The following is a 24,696-nucleotide window of genomic DNA, read 5'->3' on the forward strand; positions in this document are numbered from 1 at the left end:
CCGCGCATCTGCGTTAGAGCCCCGTTTTCAGATCGACCAGCTTCGTCAAACGCACCGCAATCTGCCCGTTGGCATCGCCTTCGACCTCTTGCAATTCGCCTTGCGCGATCAGTCTGTCGCCCACGTAAAGGTCCACCGGATCCTCTATACGTTTGTCCAACGCAAGCACGTCGTCCTGCTTCAGCTGCAACAGTTCTTTCACTGTCGGGCGCGCCACCCCGACCGAAATCGTGACCTCGATCGGGACGCGCGCAAAGGGGCTTGCTTCGGTTTCAAGTTCAGGTTGGGGGGTGGGGTCAGCCATGGTCAAATGCCTTCTCGTTTACGTGATACAACGCGCCAACAGCATCCGAGATGCGCGCCACGACGCCCGTCAGGTCCACGCTGCATTCGCTTTCGCCAGAGCGCAGATAGATCTGCCCATCCGGAAGCGTATCTTTCTCGATAATCTCAAAGGGGACCGCACCCGCCTCCTTCAGAAACGCCTCGAGCGTCGGGCGGCTTCCCGACGACACCAGCACATCAATCGGCGTGTCGGCCATGTCCGCTGCCATCGGCATCATGACCTCGGCTACGATGGGACCGATTGCCTGCTCAAGCGCCTTCGGAAGCACCACTTCAAGCATCTGGGTCAAGAGCGGCTCGAGCGTCGTCAGGACATGGCTGCGCGCTTCTTGATAGGTAAAACCCAGATCTTCGAGGTTGCGGGCAAATTCGGACTGAAGACGCTCGTTTTTCTCGGTCATGGATTTTGTCGCGTCGTCCCAACCGGATTGATAGCCCGTCTCGTACCCTTCAAGCCTGCGCGCTTCCAGCTGGATCTCAAGATCCGCGCGGGTCAGGGTGATCTGCGCGCTAGCATCCTGATGCGTAGGCGCATTCAGCACGTCCCCGAAATCTTCTAGCGCATATCGCATGCTCATCCGGTTGCCTCCTCATCTTCTTCCATCCATCCGCGCAGAATCTCGACAGTTTCCGATTGGCGTTCGGAGATGAGATCGCGCAATCGCTGGACCGGATCGATGTCGGGCTCTGCACTTGTAGCTACTACGGGCAACCCGTTCTGAGGCGCGCTATCTGCCGCGAGTGCCGGAGACAAAGCCGGTGCGCTGGGGGCCTCGGCGACACTTCCCGCAGCATCAGTCAGCGCAAAGCTTTCCTCCGAGGTGCCTAGAGACGGCAAGCTGCCAGCGGGCGACACCGCCGGCAGCGCGGCCTGTGCGCTTAGCATCGGGCGCAAAACAAACAGGCCGAGACCCAGCGTGACGATTGCAAGAATGGCAAGTTTGATCACCGACATGACGTCAATACTCGCGGTATTAAACAAGCCCGATGCCGGGTCACTTCCCGCGGCGGGAACGGGCTCAAATTCCATGGTTTTCAGCGTGATGACATCCCCACGCGCCTCATTGAACCCGACCGCACCGGCAACCAGTTCACGCAGACTTTGCAGCTCTTCCTCGGGCCGCGGTGCCCATTCGACGGTCCCGTCCGCGGCGGTTGTGCGGATCCCGTCGACCAGCACGGCAACGGTCAAACGCTTCACCGCCCCCGGTGCCTTCAAAATCTCGCGCGTCGTCTCGGACACTTCATAGTTCACAAGCTCGCGCGTTTCAGACGTGTTCGAAGACGACGAACCGCCGCCACTCGCGCCATCGCCATCAGGCAGGTTCGACGCAACACTGACCCCGCCCGCCTCGCTATCGTTGGCGGCGTTCGAGCTTTCCGAGGTGTCCGTCGACACCGCCACGCGACCATCCGGATCAAATCTGCGCTCGCGAATTTGCTCTTGCTCGGTCGCTGTTTCCAAGTTCAGCTCAACCACCGCATTGCCAAACCCGACCCGGGCCTCGAGCAGGCGCTCGACATTCTGTTTCAAACGTTCGGCTTGGTCGAGCGCGGCAGCCGTTCCGCCGGTCGCGAGGTCCTGCTCGCCCATCAACCCAGCGCGGCTGTCGATCACCGATACGCTCTCAGGTGACAGGCCTGGTACGGCCGAAGCCACCAAAAACTTGAACGCCTTGATTTGTTGTGTGGGCAGTGTTCCACTGGCCGTTGTCAGCGTCACCGACGCCGTGGGCTCGGTGCGCTGACGAAACTGCCGTGATGACGCATTTGCAATATGAACGCGCGCGTTGCGCACCATTGGGCTGGCCACGATCGTGCGCGCCAGCTCGCCCTCTTTTGCCCGCCAGTAAGCAGCATCAAACATCTGCGATGTGGTACCAAACCCGCTGAGCCCATCCAGCAGCTCATAGCCTTTGCCCGAGTTCGCAGGCAGCCCTTCGCTGGCCAAGGTCATCCGCAATGCATCGCGATGTGCGGCATCAACAAAGATCGAATCGCCACGAACTTCGTAAGCCACACTGCGCCCTTCCAGGGCCTGCACGATCTCGCCCGCAGCGCCGCTTTCCAGCCCCGCATAAAGCAGGGTCAATTGCGTGCGCGTTGCCATACGTGACAGGCCCACAATCGCTAAGAACATGGCCAAGGTCGCGGCGATCACAATGGCCCTTTTCCTTAGGTCCATCGCCCCCCAAACCGAGATCAACTGCTGCAAGACGTAACTCCTTATCCGAGCGGGCTTCTACCCCCGTCATGTCAATCCGTTTTCCCTGATCGGCCTTAATAATTGGTTAGTGCCCGTCGGTTTAAATCGCCGTAGTGAAATTGGATTCGAGGATCATATGGCAAACGCCGACATCACTGCGAACGTCGAAGAAGAGGCCCCGGCCAAGAAATCCAAGAAGGGTTTGCTGATCGGACTTGTGGGCGCGCTTTTGTTGGGCGGCGGCGGTTTCTATGCAACTTATGCCGGACTGATCGGCGGAAATCCTGCACCCGAAGCAGAAGAAGACCCCATTGTAGATGTTCAGGATTTACCCGCGGTTAGCTTTGTCGAGCTGGACCCACTTGTCATCTCGCTTGGCTCGAACGCGCGCAATCGCCACCTGCGCTTCCGCGCGTCGCTCGAGGTCGAACCGGCCTATGAAGACGACGTGATCAAGCTGAAACCCCGCGTGATTGACGTGCTGAATGCCTATCTACGTGCGGTGGACACAGCGATGCTGGAAGACCCACATTCTCTGGTCAAACTACGCGCCCAAATGCTGCGACGCATTCAACTGGTCACAGGCGAGGGGCGTGTGCGCAACCTTCTGATCCTCGAATTCGTATTAAATTAGGGAACAACGACATGGACCTGATCGCAGACATCATCCTTGGGCTTGGAGCTTTCGGCGCCGCTGTGTATTGCCTGATCCTGGCACGCAGGCTGAAACGTTTTAACAACCTTCGGGATGGCATGGGTGGGGCGGTGGCCGTGCTGAGCGCACAGGTCGATGACATGACAAAAACGCTTGATCATGCGCAGTCTGCTGCGGGTCAAAGCGCAGCTGTTCTGACCGAATTGACAGAACGGGCCGAGGCCTCGGCCCGCAAGTTGGAACTGATGATGGCCAGTCTTCATGATTTGCCAGAGCCAGGCGCCCAACCTTCTGTCGAACCACCTTCCAATCCGCCAGAACAGGGTAGTTTCGCATCGAAACGGCCCTCAGATCTAGGAACCAACCCTGACATCCCGGTCTTCCTACGCCATGGCTTTATGGAGGCCGCAGAATGAGCGCGGCATCATCCAAGAAGCCCAAACCGCGCGCGCGACTGCGCACGCGGGGCATTCTCGTCCTATTTGCCGTCGCGCTGGCAACGTCCGGCATATTGCGCCTTGCTCCGGCAACGGCGGCTTTCGCCGAGGACCTTTCCGACCTGCTATCTGGCACGTCAGCAGATCGCAGGTCGGAAACTGTGGCTCCGAAGCCGCAAGATATTGCCATCGTGCTTGCAGCCCTTCAGGAGCGTGAAGCCATGTTGGAGGAGCGTGAGAACAAGCTGACCCAACGACTTGCCGCGCTCAGCCTGGCTGAGGATCGGGTAACCGCGAAATTACAGGAGCTGACCCAAGCCGAGGAAACACTTGCCGCAACCATGGCCATCGCCAAAACCGCAGCAGCGGATGATCTGTCGCACTTGACGACGCTCTATGAGAACATGAAACCAAAGCAAGCGATCCCACTGTTTGAGGCAATGGATCCCGAATTCGCTGCAGGCTTTATCGCCCAAATGAAACCGGCGTCCGCAGCGCAGATCATGGCGGGCTTAGACCCCCAGATCTCTTACGCCATCAGCGTAGTATTGGCCGGACGGAACGCCTCTGCGCCAACCCAATGAGCAAATAATCAGAAATTAACCTGCCCGTGCGATGACAGGGGTGTCCGGCTTTAAAGCAAAGGTGTGTCATGATTGGTTTTGTTGGTATCGCCCTGATTTTCGTCATGGTTTTCGGTGGCTATCTTGCCGCGGGTGGCAAGATGGGGATCATTCTGAAATCGCTTCCGTTCGAATTTACCATGATCGGCGGTGCCGCCGCAGGCGCGTTTGTCATCTCGAATGATATGGCGTCCATCAAACACACGATCAAAGATGTAAAGAAGGTCTTCAAGGGTCCGAAATGGAAACCGGAAGATTACCGCGATTTGCTGTGTTTGTTGTTCGAACTGATCCGTCAGGCGCGCCAGAATGCGGTCGCCTTGGAAGAACATATCGAAGCCCCAGACGACAGCCCGATCTTCCAGCGCTATCCCAATATCCTTGCCGATAGGGAAGCGATCGAACTGATCTGTGACACGTTGCGATCGGCCTCCATGAACTATGACGACCCCCATCAGGTGGAAGAGGTTCTGGAAAAGCGGATGGAGGCCAATCTGCATCACGCCCTGCACTCCAGCCACGCCCTACAGTCCATGGCCGACGGTCTACCCGCGCTAGGTATTGTTGCCGCTGTTCTCGGCGTGATCAAAACCATGGGCTCTATCGACCAACCGCCTGAAATCTTGGGGAAAATGATCGGCGGAGCGTTGGTCGGAACGTTTCTGGGAGTATTTCTGGCCTACGGGCTCGTCGGGCCCTTCTCGGCCAAGGTGAAATCCGTGACCGAGGAAGAGGCACATTTCTATCAGCTGATTCGCGAAGTTCTGGTCGCCAACCTTTACAACCATTCGGTTAATATCTGCATCGAAGTCGGGCGCCAGAACACGCCCGGTACACATCGCCCTAGCTTCACAGATCTTGAGGAGGCCCTGAAAGAAATCAAGAAGGCAGCAGCATGACGAGCTGGACCTCACTTATGGTGGCGATGTGTTTCACAGCCCTACCTGCCCAGGCCCGCGACATCGCCGTCCGCTCCGGAGAGCATGACGGATTCACGCGTCTGGTGTTCTATACGCAGTCCAATGACACGGTCGACATCTCCCACGCGAACGATGGGTATCTGCTGACCCTGACCTCCGGCGGCATTGATTTCGACATCTTGCGTGCATTTGATCTGATCGACCGCTCGCGCGTGGGCGATCTTGTTTTTGCCGGCGATGGCAAGCTTGTCATAAGGCAGGCGTGCGACTGCCATCTAAAGAATGTTCGATTGCCATCCGGTGAACTTGTGATCGATATCATCGATGGTCCCGACCCAACCAGACACTCTGACGCATCCCCCAAACCGCCCCCCACACAGCCAATCGTTGATGTCGCTCAACGTCGGGCAAGCTTGCCTCTGTTCAACCCACCGGCAGAACCAACCGAGTCGGTCGAAGAGCAAGAAGAAGTCGTGGACAAATCGGCCGTCGAAACAGCTGATTTGATCGACGAAACGCCAAAGGTGGACCGGCAGGCGCTCCTTGCGCAGCTTTCGCGTGCCGCGTCTCAGGGCCTAATTGACGCAAACATAGATCCACCAGACATTTCGCCGAAAGTGGTACCAGCGGAAGCGGAAGCAAAGACACCTGAACCTCCACCGATCACACACGTACCCGAAGAACATGTTCGGATGCAAACCGCCGTCGAGCAAGCGCGCACAGATGGGGCACGCTCAGACGGCCGCACAAGTGCAAGCCATGCCTGCCTGCCAGACGAGCAGTTCGATATCGCACGCTGGGGGGACTACGCGTCAGGAAATAATGCTCCGGTAGTTGAAACGTCCAGCTATCTGGGCGAGTTTGATCGCCCGGACAAAGACCGCCTAGTGGCGCATATTCGACAGAATATCTATATGACATTCGGGCTCGAGGCATTGCAGCTACTTGACAGCTACGACGCTAATCTTGGGGATGGTGCCGTCCTTCGCATGATGGCCGAAGTTGTTGAATACGGAGAGGCCAAGTCTCATGCGGTCTGGGCGCCACAATTGGTCTGCAACACGCGCGGCGCACTGTGGGCAACGCTGGCACAACCAGCATTGCAAGGGCGCGTTGACACGAATGCCGTTCTTCGAAGCTTCTCTGAGCTCCCGCCACATCTCCGTACGCACCTTGGCCCCGCTCTTGCCAGGAAGTTTCTGAACTCTGGGCGCATCGAAACAGCCATTGAGATCCGCAACATCGCCGCGCGATCTGGTCGCCCGCCAACAGGCGACGAGGCAATCTTAGACGCCAAAATCAACTTTGCGGTTGGTCAAAAAGAACAAGCCGAGCAAGAACTTACCGACACAATCCAATCCACCCTCACGCAAACCCAACCAGCGATCTCTGCGCTCATCGAAAGCAAACTGCACAGTGGCACTGGCATCTCGGATAACGAGTTGTCTTTGCTTACCTCCGTTGCATTCGAACACCAGAGAAGCAAGGAAGGCGACGCGTTGCACCGGCTTCAGATACGCGCACTGTTGCACATGGGGCGTTTCGCGCCAGCATTCGAGTTGATCGACGGGTTGGCCGACCCGGGCAGTCTTCTCGAGGACGCTGGCCGCTATCTGGTGGCGCTTGGCTCAGATGCGGAATTCTTGACCTACAGTCTAACGCGGAGCGACTGGGGGCGTGTTTCGGCAGCCGTAAGGCTCGAAATGGCCAAGCGCCAGAGCGCGCTCGGGTTTCACGAACACGCGCGCAGACATGTTCTGTCTGGAGATGATACACCCACCAGATCCGAGCGTGAATTCCTTGCAGAGCTGGCTCTTTTGCAGAGCAAACCCAAGGTCGCACTTGGATATCTTGCGGGCCTTAGCAGTAGCGACGCCAATCTCTTGCGTGAAAAAGCCAATGAGATGAGCACCATCCCGATTGCCGAGGCGAGCCCCGGGCAAGCCACTGGCAGTTCATCGGATATCTTGCGCAAGTTGGACACAGCAGAGCATCCAATCCCCGAACCTGTTCAGATGGTTCTCGCGTCAGCAACACCCGCATCGGCTGTCAGCATCGAAACCGATTTGACTACCTATCAGGGGATCCTGGACGGAAGCAGCGAAACGCGTGCAGCGTTGAGCGAACTGCTGAATATTATTCCAACCATCAATGACAGCAAGTAACTGATCGTTAAGCGTAGCCTTCTAGGCTGATCTGGAAAATCAGCAGCAAGAATTGCGCAACGATGAACATACTTGGCACCTCTCAATACAGACGCGATCTGGCTTCGTCCGCTTGTGCATTGAAAAAATGGCTATGTCTTTTTCTGAACCGCGGGTTTGCTGATCAGACTCCGCCCATCATCTCTGGGTGTTGACGAAAATGAAAAGTGTTCAAGGCGTCTTTCGCCCAACTATTCTGCTTGCCCTGGCCTTGATGGCCATCATCGTGATGATGATCCTGCCCATGCCCGCCTGGGTGCTGGATCTGGGCCTTGCCGCATCCTTTGCCTTGGCCATTCTGATGTTCACAGTCACCCTGTTCATCGAGCGTCCATTGGATTTTTCGGCCTTTCCGACTGTGCTGCTTGCATCGTTGATGCTCAGACTTTCACTAAACGTCTCGTCAACCAAACTCATCATTGGAAATGGGCACACCGGCACCTCGGCCGCGGGCAGCGTCATCGAGGGATTCGCCAGTTTCGTCATGGGCGGCAGCATCCTGCTGGGATTGGTCGTCTTCTGCGTGCTCCTGATCGTCAACTTTATCGTCATCACCAAGGGCGCCACTCGCATGGCCGAAGTTGGTGCCCGTTTTGCGCTGGACGGCATGCCCGGCAAGCAGCTCGCCATCGACAGTGACATGTCGGCGGGGGCGATCGACCATGCCGAAGCAAAAGCGCGGCGCGAGCGGGAGCAGGCGGAAACAACATTCTTCGGGTCCCTCGATGGTGCATCGAAATTTGTGAAAGGGGACGCCGTCGCGGGGCTGCTGATCACCTTCCTGAACCTCGTCATGGGGCTGATCATCGGGGTTGTGATCCACGGGATGGACCTGTCAGCGGCCTTCCAGACCTACGCCATTCTCACAGTCGGAGACGGGTTGGTCACACAAATCCCGGCCGTGATCATCTCGATCGCATCGGCATTGCTGCTGGCGCGCGGGGGGACTTCGGGGTCTACCGATCTAGCCTTGTTCTCGCAATTTGGTAAACACCCATCGGCCCTTGCGACTGTGGCGTTCCTGATGGGGCTTTTCGGATTGGTTCCCGGTCTACCATTTGTCCCCTTCATCTTGGGGGCTATCGCCTTGGGGACCGCGTCTTGGTGGGCCGCGAAACAACAAGATGCCGCCAAAGCGGCAGACGCACAGGAACCACAGGACAGCCCCCCTGAAACGCCTGAGGAAAGCATCGGAGACATCCTTGATCTGGACGATATTCATGTCGAGTTCGCGCCCGATCTTGTTGCGATGGTTCTGGATCCCGCCACGGGTCTGGACACCCGCATTTCCAGTATTCGCAACCACACCGCCGGCGCGTTTGGCCTGATCCTGCCAGAGATTCGCCTGACCGATAACGGGTCGCTTCCTGCCGGAACCTACACGATTAAAATTCAGGGGGTCGAACAAGCACGCAATCGACTGTTGCCGGACAAGGCGTTAATCATTCTCAGCGGAGATGACACCCTATTGCCCGAGGGTGAAGATGTGTTGGAACCCGTCTATCAGGCCCCCGCGCGCTGGATTGCGGATGGCGATCAGGAACAGGCCGCGCTGGCCGGGTGCGCCGTCGTCTCGCCCACCGAGGTATTGGCCACGCACCTTCTGGAAGTGATGAAGCAGAACTTCCCGCGCCTGCTGGGCCTCAAGGCGCTGCGCCGGTTGCTGGACGAGTTCGTAAACCTCTCGGACCCTGCGCGAGCCGAGGCCAATCGCCGCCTGTTGGACGAGTTGGTTCCCGATAAGGTGCCCCTCGATCTGCTGCATTCGGTTCTACGACTGCTGCTGGAGGAACGAGTCTCGATCCGCAACCTGCCCGTCATCTTGGAAAGCGTGGCCGAAGCGCGCCCTGTTTTCGGCACGCCCGAGGCCATCTGCGACCACGTCCGACAGCGGCTCAATTTCCAGCTTCTGGCCGAGCTAAAACGTGAAGATGGCACCATCCCGCTGGTGCAGCTGGCCCCGGAATGGGAGGCCTGCTTTCAGTCCCATCAGCTTGACCCGGACCGGGGCGAGGTCGCCCTGCCCCCGGAAGAGTTCAACCGCTTGGCCAACGCGGTCGCCGACAAAATCGCGCGGGCGGGCGAGACCGGGATCTATCCCGCCGTCGTCACCTCATCCCGAAGACGCCGTTTCTTGCGTACGGTCCTATCCGCCAAGGGGATCGCCAACCCCGTCCTGTCCTTCGAAGAAATCGGAACCGAGGCCCGCCCGTCGCTGGTTGGATTGGTGCCCGCATGAACGAGCAGCTTGCCCAGATCATGGCCCAGTCTCAGGCGTTTTCCATGCTGGGCTTTGTCGTATTTCTGCGCGTGGGCGCGGCGATGGCGCTGTTACCCGCCTTCGGCGAAACCATGGTCCCCGTCCGGGTGCGGCTTTTTCTGGGGCTTGCCTTTACCGTGATCCTCACCCCCGCTATGGCGTCCGCCATAGACGCCTCGATCGAGGGGCTAAGCTCGCCGATCTACTTGATGAGCGAACCGATTGTCGGGCTTGGCTTCGGGATCGTCCTGCGCCTGGCCATCATGGCCTTGCAAATCGCGGGCAGCATCGCGGCACAGTCCACTTCACTTGCGCAATTGATGGGCGGCAACAACTCGGATCCGCAACCTGCCATCGGGCATGTCCTAACGATCTCGGGTCTGGCATTGGCGGCCATGCTGGGACTGCACGTACGGATCGTTGAGGGGTTTATCCTGTCTTATCAGGTTTTTCCTGTTGGGGTTCTGCCCGATCCTCTGGTTTTTTCAGACTGGGGCATCACGCATGTCGCACGCGGCTTCGGCTTTGCGTTTGCGCTGGCGGCGCCCTTCGTCATCGTCTCGCTGCTCTATAACGTGGCACTTGGCGTCATCAACCGCGCCATGCCGCAACTGATGGTCGCCTTTGTCGGCGCCCCTGCCATCACCGCGGGCGGCTTGATCCTGTTGGCCCTGACAACACCCGTGTTGCTGCCCATCTGGCAGCGCGCGTTTAAGGCGTTGTTGCTTAACCCGTTCGGAGGCTGGTGATGGCTAGCGAAGACGACGACAGCAAGCAACACGAGCCAACCCAGAAGAAGCTGGACGACGCCCGAAAGCGGGGTGAAGTCGCAAGGTCCTCGGACCTGAACACCGCGATGTCTTATCTGGTTCTTTTACTGCTGACCTCTGCGGTCGGGGCATCCACAATGACCGGGATTGGGGGCGTGTTTGCGACGATGCTGGAGCGCTCTGATCAGCTTGCGCAAAACGCCTTTCAGGGCAGCGGAGGCCCCGTGCTTGCAAACGCCGTCACGTCGATTGCATGGCAGCTGACCCCATGGTTGCTCCTCCCGATGGTCGCCGTGCTGGGATTGACGGTGGTAACCCGAAGCTTCGTGGTCTCGCCCGAAAAGCTGATGCCGAAACTGAACCGGATTTCACCTCTGTCCAACGCCAAGAACAAATTCGGGCGATCCGGCCTGTTCGAGTTCTTCAAAAGCTTCGTGAAACTGTCGATCTACAGCGTCATTCTGGGCATTTTCATCTGGATCAACCTGCCCGACATGCTAGCGGCCCTTGCCCTGAATCCCGGCATGGTGTCCGTGCTATTACTGGAGCTTTCAGTCGAGTTTTTCGCTATCGTCCTACTGGTCGCTTTAGTTATCGGCGGCATTGATTTCATGTGGCAGAAACAGGAACACCTGCGCAAAAACCGCATGTCTCACAAAGAGCTGATGGACGAGATCAAGCAAAACGAAGGCGACCCGCACATGAAAGGGCAGCGGCGCCAGAAAGCCTATGACATTGCGACGAACCAGATGCTGCAGGATGTGCCGGATGCTGACGTGATCGTCGTGAACCCGACCCACTACGCCGTGGCGCTAAAGTGGTCGCGCCTACCGGGCGAGGCCCCAGTCTGTGTCGCGAAGGGCGTGGACGAAATTGCTGCCCGCATCCGCGAGGTCGCCTCGGAAAACGGCGTCCCAATCCATCGCGATCCCCCAACAGCACGCGCCCTGCATGCCACGGTCGAAGTCGGCAGCGAAGTACCTCCGGATCAGTATCAGGCCGTGGCTGCGGCCATCCGTTTTGCCGAGAACATGCGCCAGCGCGCAAAGAAATCACTAAGGACCTAAGATGGCAGATCCGCTTTCCCAACTTGCCGACGTGACAGCACTTCAAATGGACCGTGCGATGGTCGAACTGTCCGGCACAGCTTCGAAAGTTGCTACGCTTGAGAACCAAATAGCGGAATTAAGAACTCGACTAAGCCTACTTCCGGGTTTGGACGCCGAAACGGGCCAGAATCCCGCGCTCTCAAGCGGGCATTTCGACCAGTGGCAAAAGCAGGCGCGAACCCGATTAGGGCAGCTAAATGTACTGCTAGCCCAAGCCCGAGCCGACCATGAAGAGCGGATAGCAGAAACCCGGCTTGCCTTTGGGCGTGACGCCGCCCTAAATGCCATTCGCGCGAAAAAGACGGCAGATCAACGCGACGTGCTGCGCAGGCGCGTGGAACACCAATAAAACCACGCCAAAACCGCATAATTCCCTTTTCAACTGCCCCGATCCGGTCTATAGGCACGGCTTCACTGCGGGGCTTACACCCTTGGAGGATTCCCGCACTTATTAGATATGGAGAAAACCAATGGCACGTGAGATTCCGAATCTTGAAGCCACGGTACGTACGGGGACAGGCAAGGGGGCCGCTCGTCAAGCTCGCCGCGAAGGCCAGGTACCGGGTATCGTATATGGTGGTGGCGCAGACCCGCTGGCCATCAACATCCCCTTCAACGAGCTGTTCAAAAAGCTGAAGGCCGGTCGTTTCTTGTCGACCCTGTGGAACCTGAAAATCGACGGTCAGGAAGATGTCCGCGTGATCTGCCGCAACGTACAGCGTGACGTTGTTAAAGATCTGCCGACCCACCTGGACCTGATGCGCCTGCGTCGCACCAGCCGGATCAGCCTGTTCATTCACGTTGAGTTCGTGAACGAAGAAGAAGCCCCCGGCCTGAAGCGCGGTGGTGTTCTGACCATCGTACGTCCGGAAGTCGAACTGAACGTTCTGGCTGGCGAAATCCCCGAGCAGATCGTTGTTGATCTGGCCGGCAAAGACGTCGGCGACGTCATCCACATCTCGGATGTGACCCTGCCGTCGGGCGCCAAGCCGACCGTTGACCGTGACTTCGTCATCGCCAACATCTCGGCTCCCAGCTCGCTGCGTTCTTCGGACGACGGTGACGCCGGTGAAGAAGCTGCTGAAGAAGAAGCCGCTGCTGAAGAATAAGCACCGCCTGAAAAGGTATTGCGAAACGGGATCCTTCTGGGTCCCGTTTTTTTGTGTCAGCTAGGCATAGGATCCGACCTGACACAGGTAAAACCGAAACGCAGCGCAAGATATCGACGTTGTAGAAGGCCATCCGTCATACAGTCGTCCGGGATATCCAGCGTCAAACCTTCCAGTTTGAATCGTGGCGTGCTGCTCTCCTTGGATGGCCGGGATGTGTTGGTGTTTGCCACGCAAGATCAGGCCAAGTAGATTACCGAAAATGATAATTTCGGGTTCCGATCCCGATGTCCAGAAGGAATGATGGCACATGAAATTGTTTGTCGGGCTGGGTAATCCGGGGGCAAAATATGCGGGAAACCGGCACAATATCGGCTTCATGGCGGTCGAGCGTATTGCCGAGGATCACGGCTTTGCCCCGTGGCGCGGTAAATTTCAGGGCAGCGTGAGCGAGGGAAAGCTTGGGTCCGAGAAGGTCATCCTGCTGCGCCCCGAAACTTTCATGAACCTGTCCGGCCAATCTGTGGGCGAGGCGATGCGCTTCTACAAACTGACACCGGACGACGTGGTCGTGTTCCATGACGAACTGGATCTGGTCCCCGGGAAATGCCGCGTCAAAACCGGCGGAGGCCACGCGGGCCATAATGGGCTGCGCTCGATCCACGCGCATATCGGAGCGGACTATCACCGGGTTCGCATGGGTATCGGCCACCCCGGCAACAAAGCGGCCGTGGCCGGCTTTGTCCTGCGTGATTTCGCGAAAGCGGACCAGGATTGGCTGGATGATGTGTTGCGTGGCTGTGCAGACGGGGCAGCGGATCTGGCGGCTGGCGACAATGGCAAGTTCATGAACGCGATTGGGCGGCGCGTGAACCCGCCCCGGTCCTCGGGTGGATCCGCACCAGACGCCGCGCCGAAATCCAAGAAGAAGGAACCGCCACAGCCCCGTTTGAAACCTGTACAAGAGGCCGCGCAGGACGACGCGCGGAGCCCGCTGCAAAAGCTGATGGACAAGTTCTCGTGACATTACGCGCGGCGTTCGAGGTTCAAGCGGACAACAACGCGCGGCTCGACAGCCCGTTCACGGCGCGCGTGTTGCGCATCGCGGGCGCAACGCTGAAACCGGGCACGCCGCTGGCTGATCGTATGTTCGATTGGGAGGGCAATGTCGGCGCCTTCGGCCAGTCCCTTCCCCTGCGCTTTCTGGCAGGACTCCATGCGCTGGTTTTGACAGGTGATTGCCCCGATCTTGTGGCCGTCTATCCGCCGAGCCCCGCCCCCAGCGATGACCAGATTTCCAAGGCGCTGGGAGTCGCTCTCGCGGATCACGCGGACACGCTGGATCGTTGGCTCGACTTGCCGCCCCAAACCAACGAGGTCCGCCGCGCCGCCGTGATGATCGCCGCCGGGCATTGGCTGGCCGCGCAGTACGAGTTGCCGATGCATGTCTACGAATTAGGAGCGAGCGCCGGGCTGAACCTGATGTGGGACCAGTTCGCGCTTCAGGCGGGTGGAACGCGACTAGGTCCAGCGGATGCCCCGTTTCTTCTGTCCCCGGATTGGCGCGGGGACCAGCCCACGGGCACCCTGCCCCGTGTTCTGTCACGGCGCGGCGTCGATCTGATGCCGATGGACATAACGGACCCGGACGACTTGCTCCGCATGTCATCCTATCTATGGGCGGACCAGCCCGAGAGGTTGGAGCGAAGCCGGGCGGCGGCTTCGATCTTCACAGCAAAGGTGGATCAGGGCGACGCAGCCGAATGGTTGGAAACGCAGTTGGGCAACGTCGCGCGGGATCATCTAACCCTGATCTATCACACGATTGCTTGGCAGTACTTCCCCGCCGAGACCCAAACCCGCTGCTTGGCGGCCATCGAGGCCGCCGCACAGCGCGGGCCCATCGCGCATCTGTCGATGGAGGCGGATGACCGCCAAGGTAAAGGCGCGGCCATCACGCTGACCCTTTGGCCCGAGGGGCGGAAGTTGACGCTTGGTCGTGTAGATTTTCATGGACGTTGGTTGGATTGGTCGGCACCTTGACCTCCGAACACTCGGAGATCCCATGCGTACCGTACTGAAATACCTTACCCGCGCCCTTCTTGTCCTGATCGTGCTTCTGATCCTTGTAGGGGTTTGGAAGCGCGAGCAAATTACACGACTTCTGGCCGTGAACTCGTTGTTCTCGGAGGAGAAGATCGTGGGCAATTTTTCCAACATGGACAATGCCTTCCTGACGCGCAGCTTGTCGCGGGGGGATGGGCCGGTGACCCCACTACCCGTTGGGGAACGCTGGGCGCCCGATGCGGCTGTAAACACTTGGGTCAAGGACCGCGCGGTCACTGGGATGGTGGTCTTGAAAGATGGCCAGTTGCGCCACGAAAGCTATTATCTTGGTACAGGACCAGAAGATCGCCGGATCAGCTGGTCTATGGCGAAAAGCTATCTCTCTGCGCTGATCGGGATCGTGCTGGATCAGGGCGCCATCACATCGCTGGACGATCCGGTGGTGCAATATGCGCCGGAACTGAAGGGCAGCGCCTATGATGGGGCAAGCATTCGCAACGTGCTGAACATGGCCTCGGGCGTGGTATTTGACGAGGACTATCTGGATTTCAACTCGGACATCAACCGCATGGGCCGCGTGTTGGCGCTGGGGCAGTCGATGGATCAGTTTGCCTCGGGGCTTCAGGACAGTTTCGCGCCTGCGGGCGAGACATGGCAGTATGTCTCGATCGACACGCATGTGATTGGCATGGTCGTGCGTGGTGCCACTGGGCGCCCCATTCCCGACTTGCTTCAGGAACATGTCATCGCCGCAATGGGACTTGAGGCGGACCCGTACTACCTGACCGACGGCTACGACGTGGCGTTCGTACTGGGCGGGTTGAACCTGACCACCCGCGACTATGCCCGCTTTGGCGAGATGTTCCGACAGGACGGCCTTTGGAACGGTCAGCAGATCGTGCCAGCGGGCTGGGTTGAAGCCTCGACCCGCCCCTCAGCGCCGACCGCCCCCGGCAAGGAGCAATATGGCTATCAGTGGTGGATGGCGCCGGACGCGATCGAAGGCGAGTACTACGCCCGCGGTATCTATGGTCAGTACATCTATATCGACAAGGCGCGCGGTGTGGTAATCGCGTTGAACAGCGCGGATCGCGGATTCCGGGGTGACGGCGTCAACGCAACAAACGTCGACATGTTCCGGCGAATCGCCGCAGACCTATAGGCTAAACGCAAACGGGCCGCCCACTCTGGACGGCCCGGCATTCATGTGAAAGGGACACGGGTCAGTCCGCGTCGCGGCCTTCCGTATCGGACATATCGAAGCCCAGATACTTGGCGACGGTGAAGATGTCTTTGTCGCCACGTCCGCACATGTTCATGCAGATGATGTGATCCTTGGGCAGCTTTGGCGCGATTTTCGCGACATGGGCCAGCGCGTGGCAGGGTTCCAGCGCGGGGATGATGCCCTCGGTCGAGCAGCACAGCTGGAACGCATCCAGAGCTTCCTTGTCGGTGATCGCTACATACTCGGCGCGACCAATTTCGTGCAGCCAGCTATGCTCCGGACCGATGCCCGGATAGTCCAGACCAGCCGAGATCGAATAACCATCCAAAATCTGCCCATCATCGTCCTGCAGTAGGAAGGTGCGGTTGCCATGCAACACGCCGGGGCGACCGCCAGTCAGAGAGGCGCAATGCTCCATGTCGTCGTTTACGCCTTTACCGCCAGCTTCAACGCCGATGATGTTCACGCTGTCATCATCAAGGAACGGATAGAACAGACCGATCGCGTTCGAACCACCGCCAATGGCCGCGATGATCGTGTCAGGCAGACGGCCCTCGGCCTTCTGCATCTGCTCTTTGGCTTCCTTGCCGATGATCGATTGGAAGTCACGGACCATCGCCGGATAGGGGTGCGGGCCAGCCGCGGTTCCGATGCAATAGAACGTGTCGGCCACGTTCGTCACCCAGTCACGCAGCGCGTCGTTCATCGCGTCTTTCAACGTGCCGCGACCGCTTTCGACGGCGATCACCTCGGCCCCAAGAAGACGCATACGGAACACGTTCGGAGCCTGACGCTGCACGTCATGGGCACCCATATAGACGATGCATTTCAGGCCGAACTTGGCGCAGACGGTGGCGGTGGCCACGCCGTGCTGCCCAGCACCGGTCTCGGCGATGATGCGGGTCTTGCCCATACGGCGGGCCAGCAGGATCTGACCCAGCACGTTGTTGATCTTGTGCGCACCGGTGTGGTTCAGCTCGTCGCGCTTCATATAGACCTTGGCCCCACCCAGATGCTCGGTCAGGCCTTCAGCAAAGTAAAGCGGGCTAGGGCGTCCGACATAGTGGGTCCACAGATCGTTCATCTCGGCCCAGAAACTGTCGTCGGTTTTGGCCTTCTCGTACTCGGCCTCGAGGTCAAGGATCAGCGGCATCAGTGTCTCGGACACGAAGCGTCCGCCAAAGTCGCCAAACCGGCCCTTTTCGTCGGGACCGTTCATGAAGCTGTTAAAAAGATCGTTGGCCATGGTGCCCCCCGCTCTGCGCATTTCACACCTGCATAGATGGGGGGGGCGTGGTTTTCCAGCGGTTTTTAGACCCTGCGCGCGTCCTTTACGTCGCGCGCGGGGTTAGTCCTTGGCCGCATGCGCGTTGGACACGAAGGCGCGCATCAAGGCGGGATCTTTCACGCCCGGCGCACTTTCCACGCCCGAGGACACGTCCACCTGCTTTGCCCCTGTCAGACGGATCGCCTCGGCCACGTTGTCAGCGGTCAAGCCACCGGCCAGCATCCACGGGCACGGCCAGTATTTGCGCTGCACCAGACGCCAGTCGAAGGGGATGCCGTTGCCGCCGGGCAAATCTGCGCCTTTGGGGGCCTTGGCGTCGATCAGAAGCTGATCCGCGACCCCGGCATATTGCTCGATCTGCGCGACGTCTTCCGGCCCCGCAATGCCGATCGCCTTAATCACCGGCAGGCCAAAGCGTGCCTTGACCTCGGCCACGCGTTCCGGACTTTCCGAGCCATGAAGCTGGATCATGTCAGTGGTCGTACCGTTCACAATCTCCTCAATCCCGGCATCGTCCATGTTCACCACCAGCGCAACCTTGGCCACGCCCATGGGGACGTCCAACATCAGCGCGGCGGCTTGCTCGACCGTGACCGAGCGCGGGCTTTTAGGGAAAAAGTTGAACCCGATATAGCGCGCGCCTGCGTCAACCGCAGCCGCGAGCTGTTCGGGATCTTTCAACCCACAGATCTTTACTGAAATGCTCATCTTGTTCAGCTGGTCTTGTCCAGCAATGCCAGTACATCGTCGCCGGTGCGGGCCTTGGGCTCGCGCAGGGTTTTCACCTCGCGCGCCAGTTGGTCGCGCTCGCGGCGGTTGCGAGCCCCTTCGGCGCGCAGCTTGTGTTCACGTAGCCATTCCCAAACAAAGCCGATCAGGATGCCCGCCACGACGCTGCCGAAAATGATCACGAAAAGCGGAAGTGAGATGGACCAGCTCCACCCCAAGAAACCCGACAGCTCGCCGGGTAGAATATTCAATGTCACGCTGCCGCGATTGGCCAGCGCCACCGTGATTAACACAACACCAAGTGCCGCCAGAAAGGCGTAACGGATATACCGCATTTGGACCTCTTATTTGCCGTTCAGTCGATCCCGCAACAGCTTGCCGGTCTTGAAAAACGGAACATGCTTTTCTTCGACTTCGACCGACTCGCCCGTGCGCGGGTTACGTCCGATACGAGCATCTCTTTTCTTCACTGAAAATGCGCCAAAGCCGCGCAGTTCGACCCGATCGCCACGGGCCATGGCTTCAATGATCTCTTCGAAAATTGTGTTCACAATGCGCTCAACGTCACGCTGATAGAGGTGCGGGTTTTCATCCGCGATCTTCTGGATCAGTTCAGACCGGATCATTCTGGTCCCCCCAAATTGGCCTATCTAATGGATTTTGCATCCTTATTCTGTCGAAGTATAGGAGCAAACCCGCGCCGTGCATACAAGTCTTAGGTTATAACTTGGGGGAAATTAAACGGATTTCAGCCGTTTTCGGCGCGAAAATCCCATGCTGCAAATGCACATCGTTTCCGGCTCTGGAGGCACTCGCATTGCGGCGGCGTGATTCGCTCCCTCCAAAACAGAACGGCCCCACGCATCGCGCAGGGCCGTTCCAGAATTTAAGACGCGAGGACTTAGTCCTGCTTCAGAGCGGCGCCCAGGATATCACCCAGCGATGCACCCGAATCCGACGAACCATACTGTTCTACGGCTTCTTTCTCTTCTGCGATTTCGCGAGCTTTGATCGACAGACCCAGACGACGCGATTTCGAATCGACGTTGGTCACGCGAACGTCCAGCTTGTCAGCAACCTGGAAACGCTCGGGGCGCTGTTCAGAGCGGTCACGCGACAGGTCCGAACGACGGATGAAGGACTTCATGCCTTCATACTCGACTTCGATACCGCCATCTTCGATTGCGGTCACTTCAACAGTGATGATCGAGCCACGCTTCACGCCACCAACGGCTTCCGCGAAGGGATCACCGTCCAGAGCTTTGATCGACAGCGAGATACGCTCTTTGTCGGTGTCAACTTCCGAAACAACGGCTTTGACGATGTCGCCCTTCTTGAAGTCCTGAATGGCTTCTTCGCCACGCTGGTCCCACGAGATGTCCGACAGGTGAACCATGCCGTCGATTTCGCCGTCGAGACCAATGAACAGACCGAATTCGGTGATGTTCTTGACTTCGCCTTCGACCTCGGTGCCCTCGGGGTGTGTTTCTGCAAACACTTCCCACGGGTTGCGCATGGTCTGCTTCAGGCCCAGCGATACGCGACGCTTGGCGCCGTCGATTTCCAGAACCATGACTTCGACTTCTTGCGAGGTCGAAACGATCTTGCCGGGGTGTACGTTCTTCTTGGTCCACGACATCTCTGACACGTGTACCAGACCTTCGACACCCGGCTCCAGCTCGACGAATGCACCGTAGTCGGTGATGTTGGTCACGCGGCCAGTGTGCACCGATTCCAGCGGGTACTTGGCAGCAACCAGATCCCACGGATCGTCTTGCAGCTGCTTCATGCCCAGGCTGATGCGGTGGGTTTCTTTGTTGATCTTGATGACCTGAACCTTGATGGTTTCGCCGATCGTCAGGATCTCGGACGGGTGGTTCACACGGCGCCATGCCATGTCGGTGACGTGCAGCAGGCCGTCAACACCGCCCAGGTCAACGAACGCACCGTATTCGGTGATGTTCTTGACGACGCCGTCAACTGCTTGGCCTTCCGACAGGTTGCCGATGACTTCGGCACGCTGTTCGGCACGCGATTCTTCCAGGATAGCGCGACGCGACACAACGATGTTGCCACGGCGACGGTCCATTTTCAGGATCTGGAACGGCTGCTTCAGACCCATCAGCGGGCCAGCGTCACGTACGGGGCGTACGTCAACCTGCGAGCCGGGCAGGAACGCAACAGCGCCGCCCAGATCGACGGTGAAGCCGCCTTTGACGCGACCGAAGATCGCGCCTTCGACGCGTGCATCGTCTGCGTATGCTTTTTCCAGGCGGTCCCATGCTTCTTCACGGCGGGCCATCTCGCGCGAGATGACAGCTTCGCCGCGGGCGTTTTCAGCCGCGCGCAGGTAGACTTCCACTTCGTCGCCAACGGCGATTTCAGGGGCTTCACCCGGGTTTGCGAATTCTTTCAGATCAACGCGGCCTTCCATTTTGTAGCCGACGTCGATGATGGCTTGGCCAGCTTCAATAGCGATGACTTTACCTTTGACAACCGAACCCTCGTCCGGGGTGTCCATTTCGAAGCTTTCGTTAAGGAGGGCTTCGAATTCCTCCATGGTTGCGTTAGCCATGTGGCGTTTCATTCCTTTACAGTCATTTTCACGGGCCGAGCGGTTGTCTCCGCCGGTCTTGGATTTCCCAATTTGGTCAACAGGTTAGACGCAAAACAAAGAGGGCCGAAGCCTCGACCCTGCTCGTTTTTCCCTGTGTCGCGGCAATTGCACCTTGTCGACAGGGCGGGATTTACGGGGATTCTGCCTGTAAATCAAGGGGGATGCTTCATCACACACAGGGCGCAGCGCGATGGTCTGGGTTGAAACAAACGACAGGACAATCAAATATACCGCAGTCTGAAAAGGAAATCGAATGACCGACCCCGTTGCCCACAAACAGGCATGGAAGATCAGCGATGTGGTGATGTTTCCGGCCCTTGCGATCGCGATCCTGATCGAGTTCCTATCGCCCACCCACATCCCGGGATTGCCCCTTTGGATTCTTCTGCCGGCGGGGATCGTGCTTGTGGTTGCGGGGTTTCGACTGATTTCCGCATCGAAAGCGACGCTGGACAAACATGAGCAACCCTCTCTGCCCGGCACCCCGACCACGTGCCTAGTTACGGATGGGCCGTTCAAATATTCACGCAACCCCAACTACCTTGGTGCGATCTCAATCGCGGTTGGGTTGGGGCTTGCGGTGAACAGCTTGTGGTTTCTGGCAATCGCTGTGATGTGCATGTTGCTGCTGGATATCTGGATGATCCGACCGGAAGAACGCTATCTTCGTCAGCAATTTGGTGAGGAATACGAAGTGTACACTCGAAACACGCGCCGTTGGCTATAGTCACTACGACGGGAAGCGCGCCTGATCAGGATGAGCTTTTCGCCTGACGAACAGCCTTCACGGCTTCGCTTACAGCTTCGTCGATACTCATGCTGCTGGTATCGATGATCCCCGCGTCCTCGGCCGGTTTCAAAGGTGCCTCTTCCCGTTCACTGTCACGTTTGTCGCGGGCGATCACGTCTGCCAGCACTTGCGCGCGCGTGACGTCGTGGTCTTTGGCGGACAGCTCCAAGAAACGGCGCTCGGCGCGGACTTCGGCACTGGCGGTGACAAACAGTTTCACGTCCGCATCCGGGCAGATCACCGTTCCAATGTCACGCCCATCCAGTACCGCCCCCCCATCGCGGGTCGCGAAGTTGCGCTGGAAATCGACAAGCGCGGCGCGCACCTCGGCAATCACGGCGACTTTCGAAGCCGCCTGCGCCACCTCGGGTGTCCGCAGATCACCTTGCATGTCAGCGGGCGTTAGCGATTGCGCTGCCTCGACCGGATCCGCACCGGTCAGCGTCTTTGCCCCTACGGCGCGATAAAGCAGCCCCGTGTCCAGATGCGCAAAGCCGAAATGCGCCGCAACGGCCTTCGAGATCGTGCCCTTTCCCGCAGCAGCAGGGCCGTCGATGGCGACCGTGAACTTCATGATGCGCGTCCTTTCCAGCGGTTCCAGCCAAGTTTCACCAGCCCCAGAAGCAGGATGGTAACCGCGACCGTGACTGTCGCAGATTTCAGCTGCGTCAAACCCGAGGCGAGCGAAATCGCCTCATCGTCAACACTTGCAGCTCCGGCCCGAAGCATATCCGCCACAGCGTGATTTTCGCGCCAATCAAAAACGGCGGCCAATACGGCGAGGGCAGAAAACGCGGCTGCCCATTTCTTGGGGAACAGCAAAAAATAGGCCAGAGCTAACGAAAGGGCCATCAAACCCGGATAAAAACTATCCAGAAAATGTTGCCAGCCCAAATATTGTGCTCGACCGGCTTCGCTTAATGCCGACAGGAATTGCCGCGCGTCCTTGGCGCTATAGCCCTGTGGCCGCAGATCGAACGGCAATAGACCATCCGCATCAGCAGAAATGATCGGCAACGACCACAGCACCATCGCCAGATAGACAAGCAACGTTAGGGAAAAAACCGCCCAGAATGCGCGCTTTAGGGTCATGAATTGTTGCGCACGATCTGCGCGCCAAGACCGGACATCAGAGGCTCGAACACTGGGAAGCTGGTGGCGATCGGGCCACCATCGTCCAGATTGACGGGCTTCTGCGAGGCGAAGCCCAAGCAAGCAAAGCTCATCGCGATGCGGTGGTCCAAAACGGTGGCGACAGTGCAGCCGCCGGGAACCCCATCGGGGCCCAGACCCTCGACCGACCACCAATCTTCGCCTTCGTCCACGGTGACACCCGCGGCGCGCAAGCCCTTGGCCATCGCGTCGATCCGGTCGCTTTCCTTCACGCGCAGCTCGTGTACGCCGGGCATGTCAGTCTTGCCTGTGGCAAAGGACGCCACAACCGACAGAATGGGATATTCGTCGATCATCGAGGCGGCGCGTTCAGCCGGAACCACGATGCCCTTCATGTTGGGCGAATATTTCGCGCGCAAATCAGCCACGGGCTCGCCGCCTTCGGTGCGTTCGTTCTCAAAAGTCAGGTCCGCGCCCATGTCCTGCAAGGTGTAGAACAGCCCCGCACGGGTCGGGTTCAAGCCGATATTCGGCACCAGCACGTCCGAGCCGGGCACGATCAGCGCCGCACAAACTGGGAAGGCCGCCGAGCTTGGGTCGCGTGGTACGGTGATGGTCTGGGGTTTCAACTCGGGCTGACCAGTCAGGGTGATCTTGTGCCCCTCATCGGTCTCCTCAACCGTGATTTCAGCCCCGAAGCCCGCCAGCATCCGTTCAGTGTGGTCGCGGGTGGCTTCTTTTTCGATCACCACGGTTTTGCCCGGCACGTTCAAGCCCGCCAGCAGCACGGCCGATTTCACCTGCGCCGAGGCCATCGGCGTGGTGTAGGTCACGTTCACAGGTTCGCGCGCGCCAACGATGGTCATCGGGATGCGCCCACCCTCGCGGCCATAGCTTTGCGCGCCGAAAAGCGCGATCGGATCGGTCACACGACCCATCGGGCGCGAACGAAGCGACGCATCCCCGGTGAAGGTTGCGGTGATCGGAGAGGTCGCCATCGCCCCCATGATCAGGCGCACACCGGTACCCGCGTTGCCGCAGTCGATCACGTCCTCGGGTTCAGCAAATCCACCAACGCCAACGCCATTCACGCGCCATTCACCGTCGCCCAGACGATCAACATCCGCACCGAAAGCCCGCATCGCGTCTGCGGTGCCCAGCACGTCGTCGCCTTCCAGAAGGCCGGTGATGTGGGTCTCGCCCACGGCCATCGCACCCAGGATCAGCGACCGGTGGCTGATCGACTTATCCCCCGGCACATTGGCCGTGCCCTTTAGCGGGCCGGATTTGCGGGCGGTCATGGGGATGGCGGGGCCGTGTCCGGACATGCGTATTCTCCTTCAGTCTTGCGAAGACTGATAGCGCAGACATATTGGGGAGGCCAGCGGAAAGGGGCGTTGCCCCTCGCCCTGATGGGCTCACCCCAGGATATTTGCAACAAGAAAAAGCGGAGGATCAGATCCGGCGGAAGGTCAGATAGTGGGGCGTACGGCCTTCGCGGAGCGCTTTCTGTTCGTAGCGCGTCGAAATCCAGTCACTCCACGGGGTGCGCCAATCGTCTGCACACTCGCCTAGCCATTCAAAGCCCGCGCGCGGGACTTCTTCCAGCGTTTGGCGGACATAGTCGGGGATATCGGTCGCGACGCGGAACTCGGCACCGGGTTTCAGGACCTTGTGGAAGGGTTCCAAATATTCGGGCGTCACGAAGCGGCGGCGGTGGTGGCGCTTCTTGGGCCACGGATCGGGATAAAGCAGGAAGGCCTTGTCGATGCTTTCCGGCGGCAGCACGTCGAACAGGTCGCGCACGTCGCCCGGATGCACCGCGACGTTTTCGCAGCCCGCATCGCGGATTTTGCCCAAAAGCATGGCAACGCCGTTGATATAAGGCTCGCAGCCGATGATGCCGATATCCGGGTAGGTCGCGGCCTGATGGACCATATGTTCGCCGCCGCCAAAGCCGGTTTCCAGCCAGACAGGTTTGTCTCCGAACAGAGCCTTCAGGTCCAAGGGCGCGCGGTCGGGGTTTTCTTCCCAGCCGACGGCGCCGGGACTGAGCGCGGCCAGATCCTCGTCCAGATAGGTTTGCTGGCTGTCGCGCAGCCCTTTGCCTTTCAGACGGCCATAGAAATTGCGCCACGGCGCGCCCGAGCGGTGTTTGTTTTGCGATGCATCATCTTGGGTCATGGCCGCGCCTATGCAATGCAAAGGGCGGGCGCGTCAAGTGACGGC

26 protein-coding genes are annotated in these 24,696 nt (G+C 58.9%); 14 read left to right on the plus strand and 12 right to left on the minus strand.

The window, feature by feature from the left end:
* Window positions 1-13: 13 nt before the first annotated feature.
* Genes G0Q00_RS07265 through fliF form a run of 3 tightly spaced genes read right to left on the minus strand, consistent with a single transcriptional unit; the run spans window position 14 to window position 2,560 of the window.
* Window positions 14-304, minus strand: a complete 291-nt coding sequence (locus G0Q00_RS07265) for a FliM/FliN family flagellar motor C-terminal domain-containing protein (RefSeq protein WP_163037738.1) — start codon at window positions 302-304, stop codon at window positions 14-16.
* Window positions 297-923: a flagellar biosynthesis protein gene (locus tag G0Q00_RS07270; RefSeq protein ID WP_163037740.1), complete on the minus strand. Its 627-nt coding sequence runs from the start codon at window positions 921-923 to the stop codon at window positions 297-299. The genes G0Q00_RS07265 and G0Q00_RS07270 overlap by 8 nt, the downstream gene beginning before the upstream one ends.
* Entirely contained in the window at window positions 920-2,560 is a 1,641-nt protein-coding gene (gene fliF, locus G0Q00_RS07275; RefSeq protein WP_163037742.1) for a flagellar basal-body MS-ring/collar protein FliF, read from the minus strand. Before fliF ends, G0Q00_RS07270 begins: the two co-directional genes overlap by 4 nt.
* 127 nt (window positions 2,561-2,687) lie before the next feature.
* Here fliF and fliL point away from each other — a divergent pair, with 127 nt between their 5' ends.
* The 13 genes from fliL (at window position 2,688) to G0Q00_RS07340 (ending at window position 15,867) form a co-directional block, all read left to right on the plus strand.
* Window positions 2,688-3,185, plus strand: coding sequence for a flagellar basal body-associated protein FliL (fliL, locus tag G0Q00_RS07280; RefSeq protein WP_163037744.1), 498 nt, complete (start codon window positions 2,688-2,690; stop codon window positions 3,183-3,185).
* 11 nt (window positions 3,186-3,196) lie between these two features.
* On the plus strand, window positions 3,197-3,622 hold the full coding sequence (locus G0Q00_RS07285) for a hypothetical protein (RefSeq protein WP_203564910.1): 426 nt from the start codon (window positions 3,197-3,199) through the stop codon (window positions 3,620-3,622).
* The gene (locus G0Q00_RS07290; protein WP_163037746.1) at window positions 3,619-4,227 is read left to right on the plus strand and encodes a MotE family protein; all 609 of its coding nucleotides are present in this window, start codon (window positions 3,619-3,621) and stop codon (window positions 4,225-4,227) included. Before G0Q00_RS07285 ends, G0Q00_RS07290 begins: the two co-directional genes overlap by 4 nt.
* A 68-nt stretch (window positions 4,228-4,295) precedes the next feature.
* The gene (gene motA / locus G0Q00_RS07295) at window positions 4,296-5,165 is read left to right on the plus strand and encodes a flagellar motor stator protein MotA (RefSeq protein WP_163037748.1); all 870 of its coding nucleotides are present in this window, start codon (window positions 4,296-4,298) and stop codon (window positions 5,163-5,165) included.
* Complete coding sequence (locus tag G0Q00_RS07300) at window positions 5,162-7,351, plus strand: hypothetical protein (protein ID WP_163037750.1); 2,190 nt, start codon at window positions 5,162-5,164, stop codon at window positions 7,349-7,351. Before motA ends, G0Q00_RS07300 begins: the two co-directional genes overlap by 4 nt.
* A gap of 199 nt (window positions 7,352-7,550) precedes the next feature.
* The gene (flhA, locus tag G0Q00_RS07305) at window positions 7,551-9,629 is read left to right on the plus strand and encodes a flagellar biosynthesis protein FlhA (RefSeq protein WP_163037752.1); all 2,079 of its coding nucleotides are present in this window, start codon (window positions 7,551-7,553) and stop codon (window positions 9,627-9,629) included.
* Entirely contained in the window at window positions 9,626-10,399 is a 774-nt protein-coding gene (locus G0Q00_RS07310) for a flagellar biosynthetic protein FliR (RefSeq protein ID WP_163037754.1), read from the plus strand. Before flhA ends, G0Q00_RS07310 begins: the two co-directional genes overlap by 4 nt.
* A complete protein-coding gene (locus tag G0Q00_RS07315) occupies window positions 10,399-11,487 on the plus strand; it encodes a flagellar biosynthesis protein FlhB (protein ID WP_163037756.1) in 1,089 nt (362 codons plus the stop codon). Before G0Q00_RS07310 ends, G0Q00_RS07315 begins: the two co-directional genes overlap by 1 nt.
* A 1-nt stretch (window position 11,488) precedes the next feature.
* Window positions 11,489-11,878, plus strand: a complete 390-nt coding sequence (locus G0Q00_RS07320; RefSeq protein WP_163037758.1) for a hypothetical protein — start codon at window positions 11,489-11,491, stop codon at window positions 11,876-11,878.
* A 121-nt stretch (window positions 11,879-11,999) separates the two neighbouring features.
* Complete coding sequence (locus tag G0Q00_RS07325) at window positions 12,000-12,638, plus strand: 50S ribosomal protein L25/general stress protein Ctc (RefSeq protein ID WP_163037760.1); 639 nt, start codon at window positions 12,000-12,002, stop codon at window positions 12,636-12,638.
* A 310-nt stretch (window positions 12,639-12,948) separates the two neighbouring features.
* Window positions 12,949-13,662, plus strand: coding sequence for an aminoacyl-tRNA hydrolase (gene pth / locus G0Q00_RS07330; RefSeq protein WP_163037762.1), 714 nt, complete (start codon window positions 12,949-12,951; stop codon window positions 13,660-13,662).
* Window positions 13,659-14,681 carry a DUF2332 domain-containing protein gene (locus G0Q00_RS07335; protein WP_163037764.1) on the plus strand — a complete coding sequence of 341 codons (1,023 nt, stop codon included), beginning with the start codon at window positions 13,659-13,661 and terminating at the stop codon, window positions 14,679-14,681. The genes pth and G0Q00_RS07335 overlap by 4 nt, the downstream gene beginning before the upstream one ends.
* Before the next feature lie 22 nt (window positions 14,682-14,703).
* Window positions 14,704-15,867 carry a serine hydrolase gene (locus G0Q00_RS07340; RefSeq protein ID WP_163037766.1) on the plus strand — a complete coding sequence of 388 codons (1,164 nt, stop codon included), beginning with the start codon at window positions 14,704-14,706 and terminating at the stop codon, window positions 15,865-15,867.
* Window positions 15,868-15,928: 61 nt separating this feature from the next.
* Here G0Q00_RS07340 and trpB read toward each other — a convergent pair whose 3' ends face one another.
* The 5 genes from trpB to rpsA all read right to left on the minus strand — a co-directional run bounded on the left by trpB (window position 15,929) and on the right by rpsA (window position 20,534).
* A complete protein-coding gene (gene trpB, locus G0Q00_RS07345) occupies window positions 15,929-17,176 on the minus strand; it encodes a tryptophan synthase subunit beta (protein ID WP_163037768.1) in 1,248 nt (415 codons plus the stop codon).
* A gap of 102 nt (window positions 17,177-17,278) precedes the next feature.
* A complete protein-coding gene (locus G0Q00_RS07350; RefSeq protein ID WP_163037770.1) occupies window positions 17,279-17,926 on the minus strand; it encodes a phosphoribosylanthranilate isomerase in 648 nt (215 codons plus the stop codon).
* A gap of 5 nt (window positions 17,927-17,931) precedes the next feature.
* Window positions 17,932-18,282 (minus strand): lipopolysaccharide assembly LapA domain-containing protein, encoded by a 351-nt coding sequence (locus tag G0Q00_RS07355; protein ID WP_163037772.1) that lies wholly within the window; start codon window positions 18,280-18,282, stop codon window positions 17,932-17,934.
* A gap of 9 nt (window positions 18,283-18,291) precedes the next feature.
* On the minus strand, window positions 18,292-18,573 hold the full coding sequence (gene ihfB / locus G0Q00_RS07360; RefSeq protein WP_142851987.1) for an integration host factor subunit beta: 282 nt from the start codon (window positions 18,571-18,573) through the stop codon (window positions 18,292-18,294).
* 275 nt (window positions 18,574-18,848) lie between these two features.
* The gene (gene rpsA / locus G0Q00_RS07365) at window positions 18,849-20,534 is read right to left on the minus strand and encodes a 30S ribosomal protein S1 (protein ID WP_255464735.1); all 1,686 of its coding nucleotides are present in this window, start codon (window positions 20,532-20,534) and stop codon (window positions 18,849-18,851) included.
* A 283-nt stretch (window positions 20,535-20,817) separates the two neighbouring features.
* Between rpsA and G0Q00_RS07370 the strand changes: the two genes are divergently transcribed.
* The gene (locus G0Q00_RS07370) at window positions 20,818-21,291 is read left to right on the plus strand and encodes an isoprenylcysteine carboxylmethyltransferase family protein (protein WP_163037776.1); all 474 of its coding nucleotides are present in this window, start codon (window positions 20,818-20,820) and stop codon (window positions 21,289-21,291) included.
* A gap of 25 nt (window positions 21,292-21,316) precedes the next feature.
* Here the strand turns inward: G0Q00_RS07370 and cmk are convergent, their stop codons facing one another.
* The 4 genes from cmk to G0Q00_RS07390 all read right to left on the minus strand — a co-directional run bounded on the left by cmk (window position 21,317) and on the right by G0Q00_RS07390 (window position 24,651).
* Entirely contained in the window at window positions 21,317-21,928 is a 612-nt protein-coding gene (gene cmk / locus G0Q00_RS07375) for a (d)CMP kinase (RefSeq protein ID WP_163037778.1), read from the minus strand.
* Entirely contained in the window at window positions 21,925-22,446 is a 522-nt protein-coding gene (locus G0Q00_RS07380; RefSeq protein ID WP_163037780.1) for a hypothetical protein, read from the minus strand. The genes cmk and G0Q00_RS07380 overlap by 4 nt, the downstream gene beginning before the upstream one ends.
* Window positions 22,443-23,795 carry a 3-phosphoshikimate 1-carboxyvinyltransferase gene (gene aroA / locus G0Q00_RS07385; RefSeq protein ID WP_163037782.1) on the minus strand — a complete coding sequence of 451 codons (1,353 nt, stop codon included), beginning with the start codon at window positions 23,793-23,795 and terminating at the stop codon, window positions 22,443-22,445. The genes G0Q00_RS07380 and aroA overlap by 4 nt, the downstream gene beginning before the upstream one ends.
* A 127-nt stretch (window positions 23,796-23,922) precedes the next feature.
* Window positions 23,923-24,651, minus strand: coding sequence for a tRNA (guanosine(46)-N(7))-methyltransferase TrmB (locus tag G0Q00_RS07390; protein WP_163037784.1), 729 nt, complete (start codon window positions 24,649-24,651; stop codon window positions 23,923-23,925).
* Window positions 24,652-24,696 lie beyond the last annotated feature (45 nt).

It is taken from the genome of Aliiroseovarius sp. PrR006 (genome assembly GCF_010500215.1).
Classification (GTDB): Bacteria; Pseudomonadota; Alphaproteobacteria; order Rhodobacterales; family Rhodobacteraceae; genus Aliiroseovarius.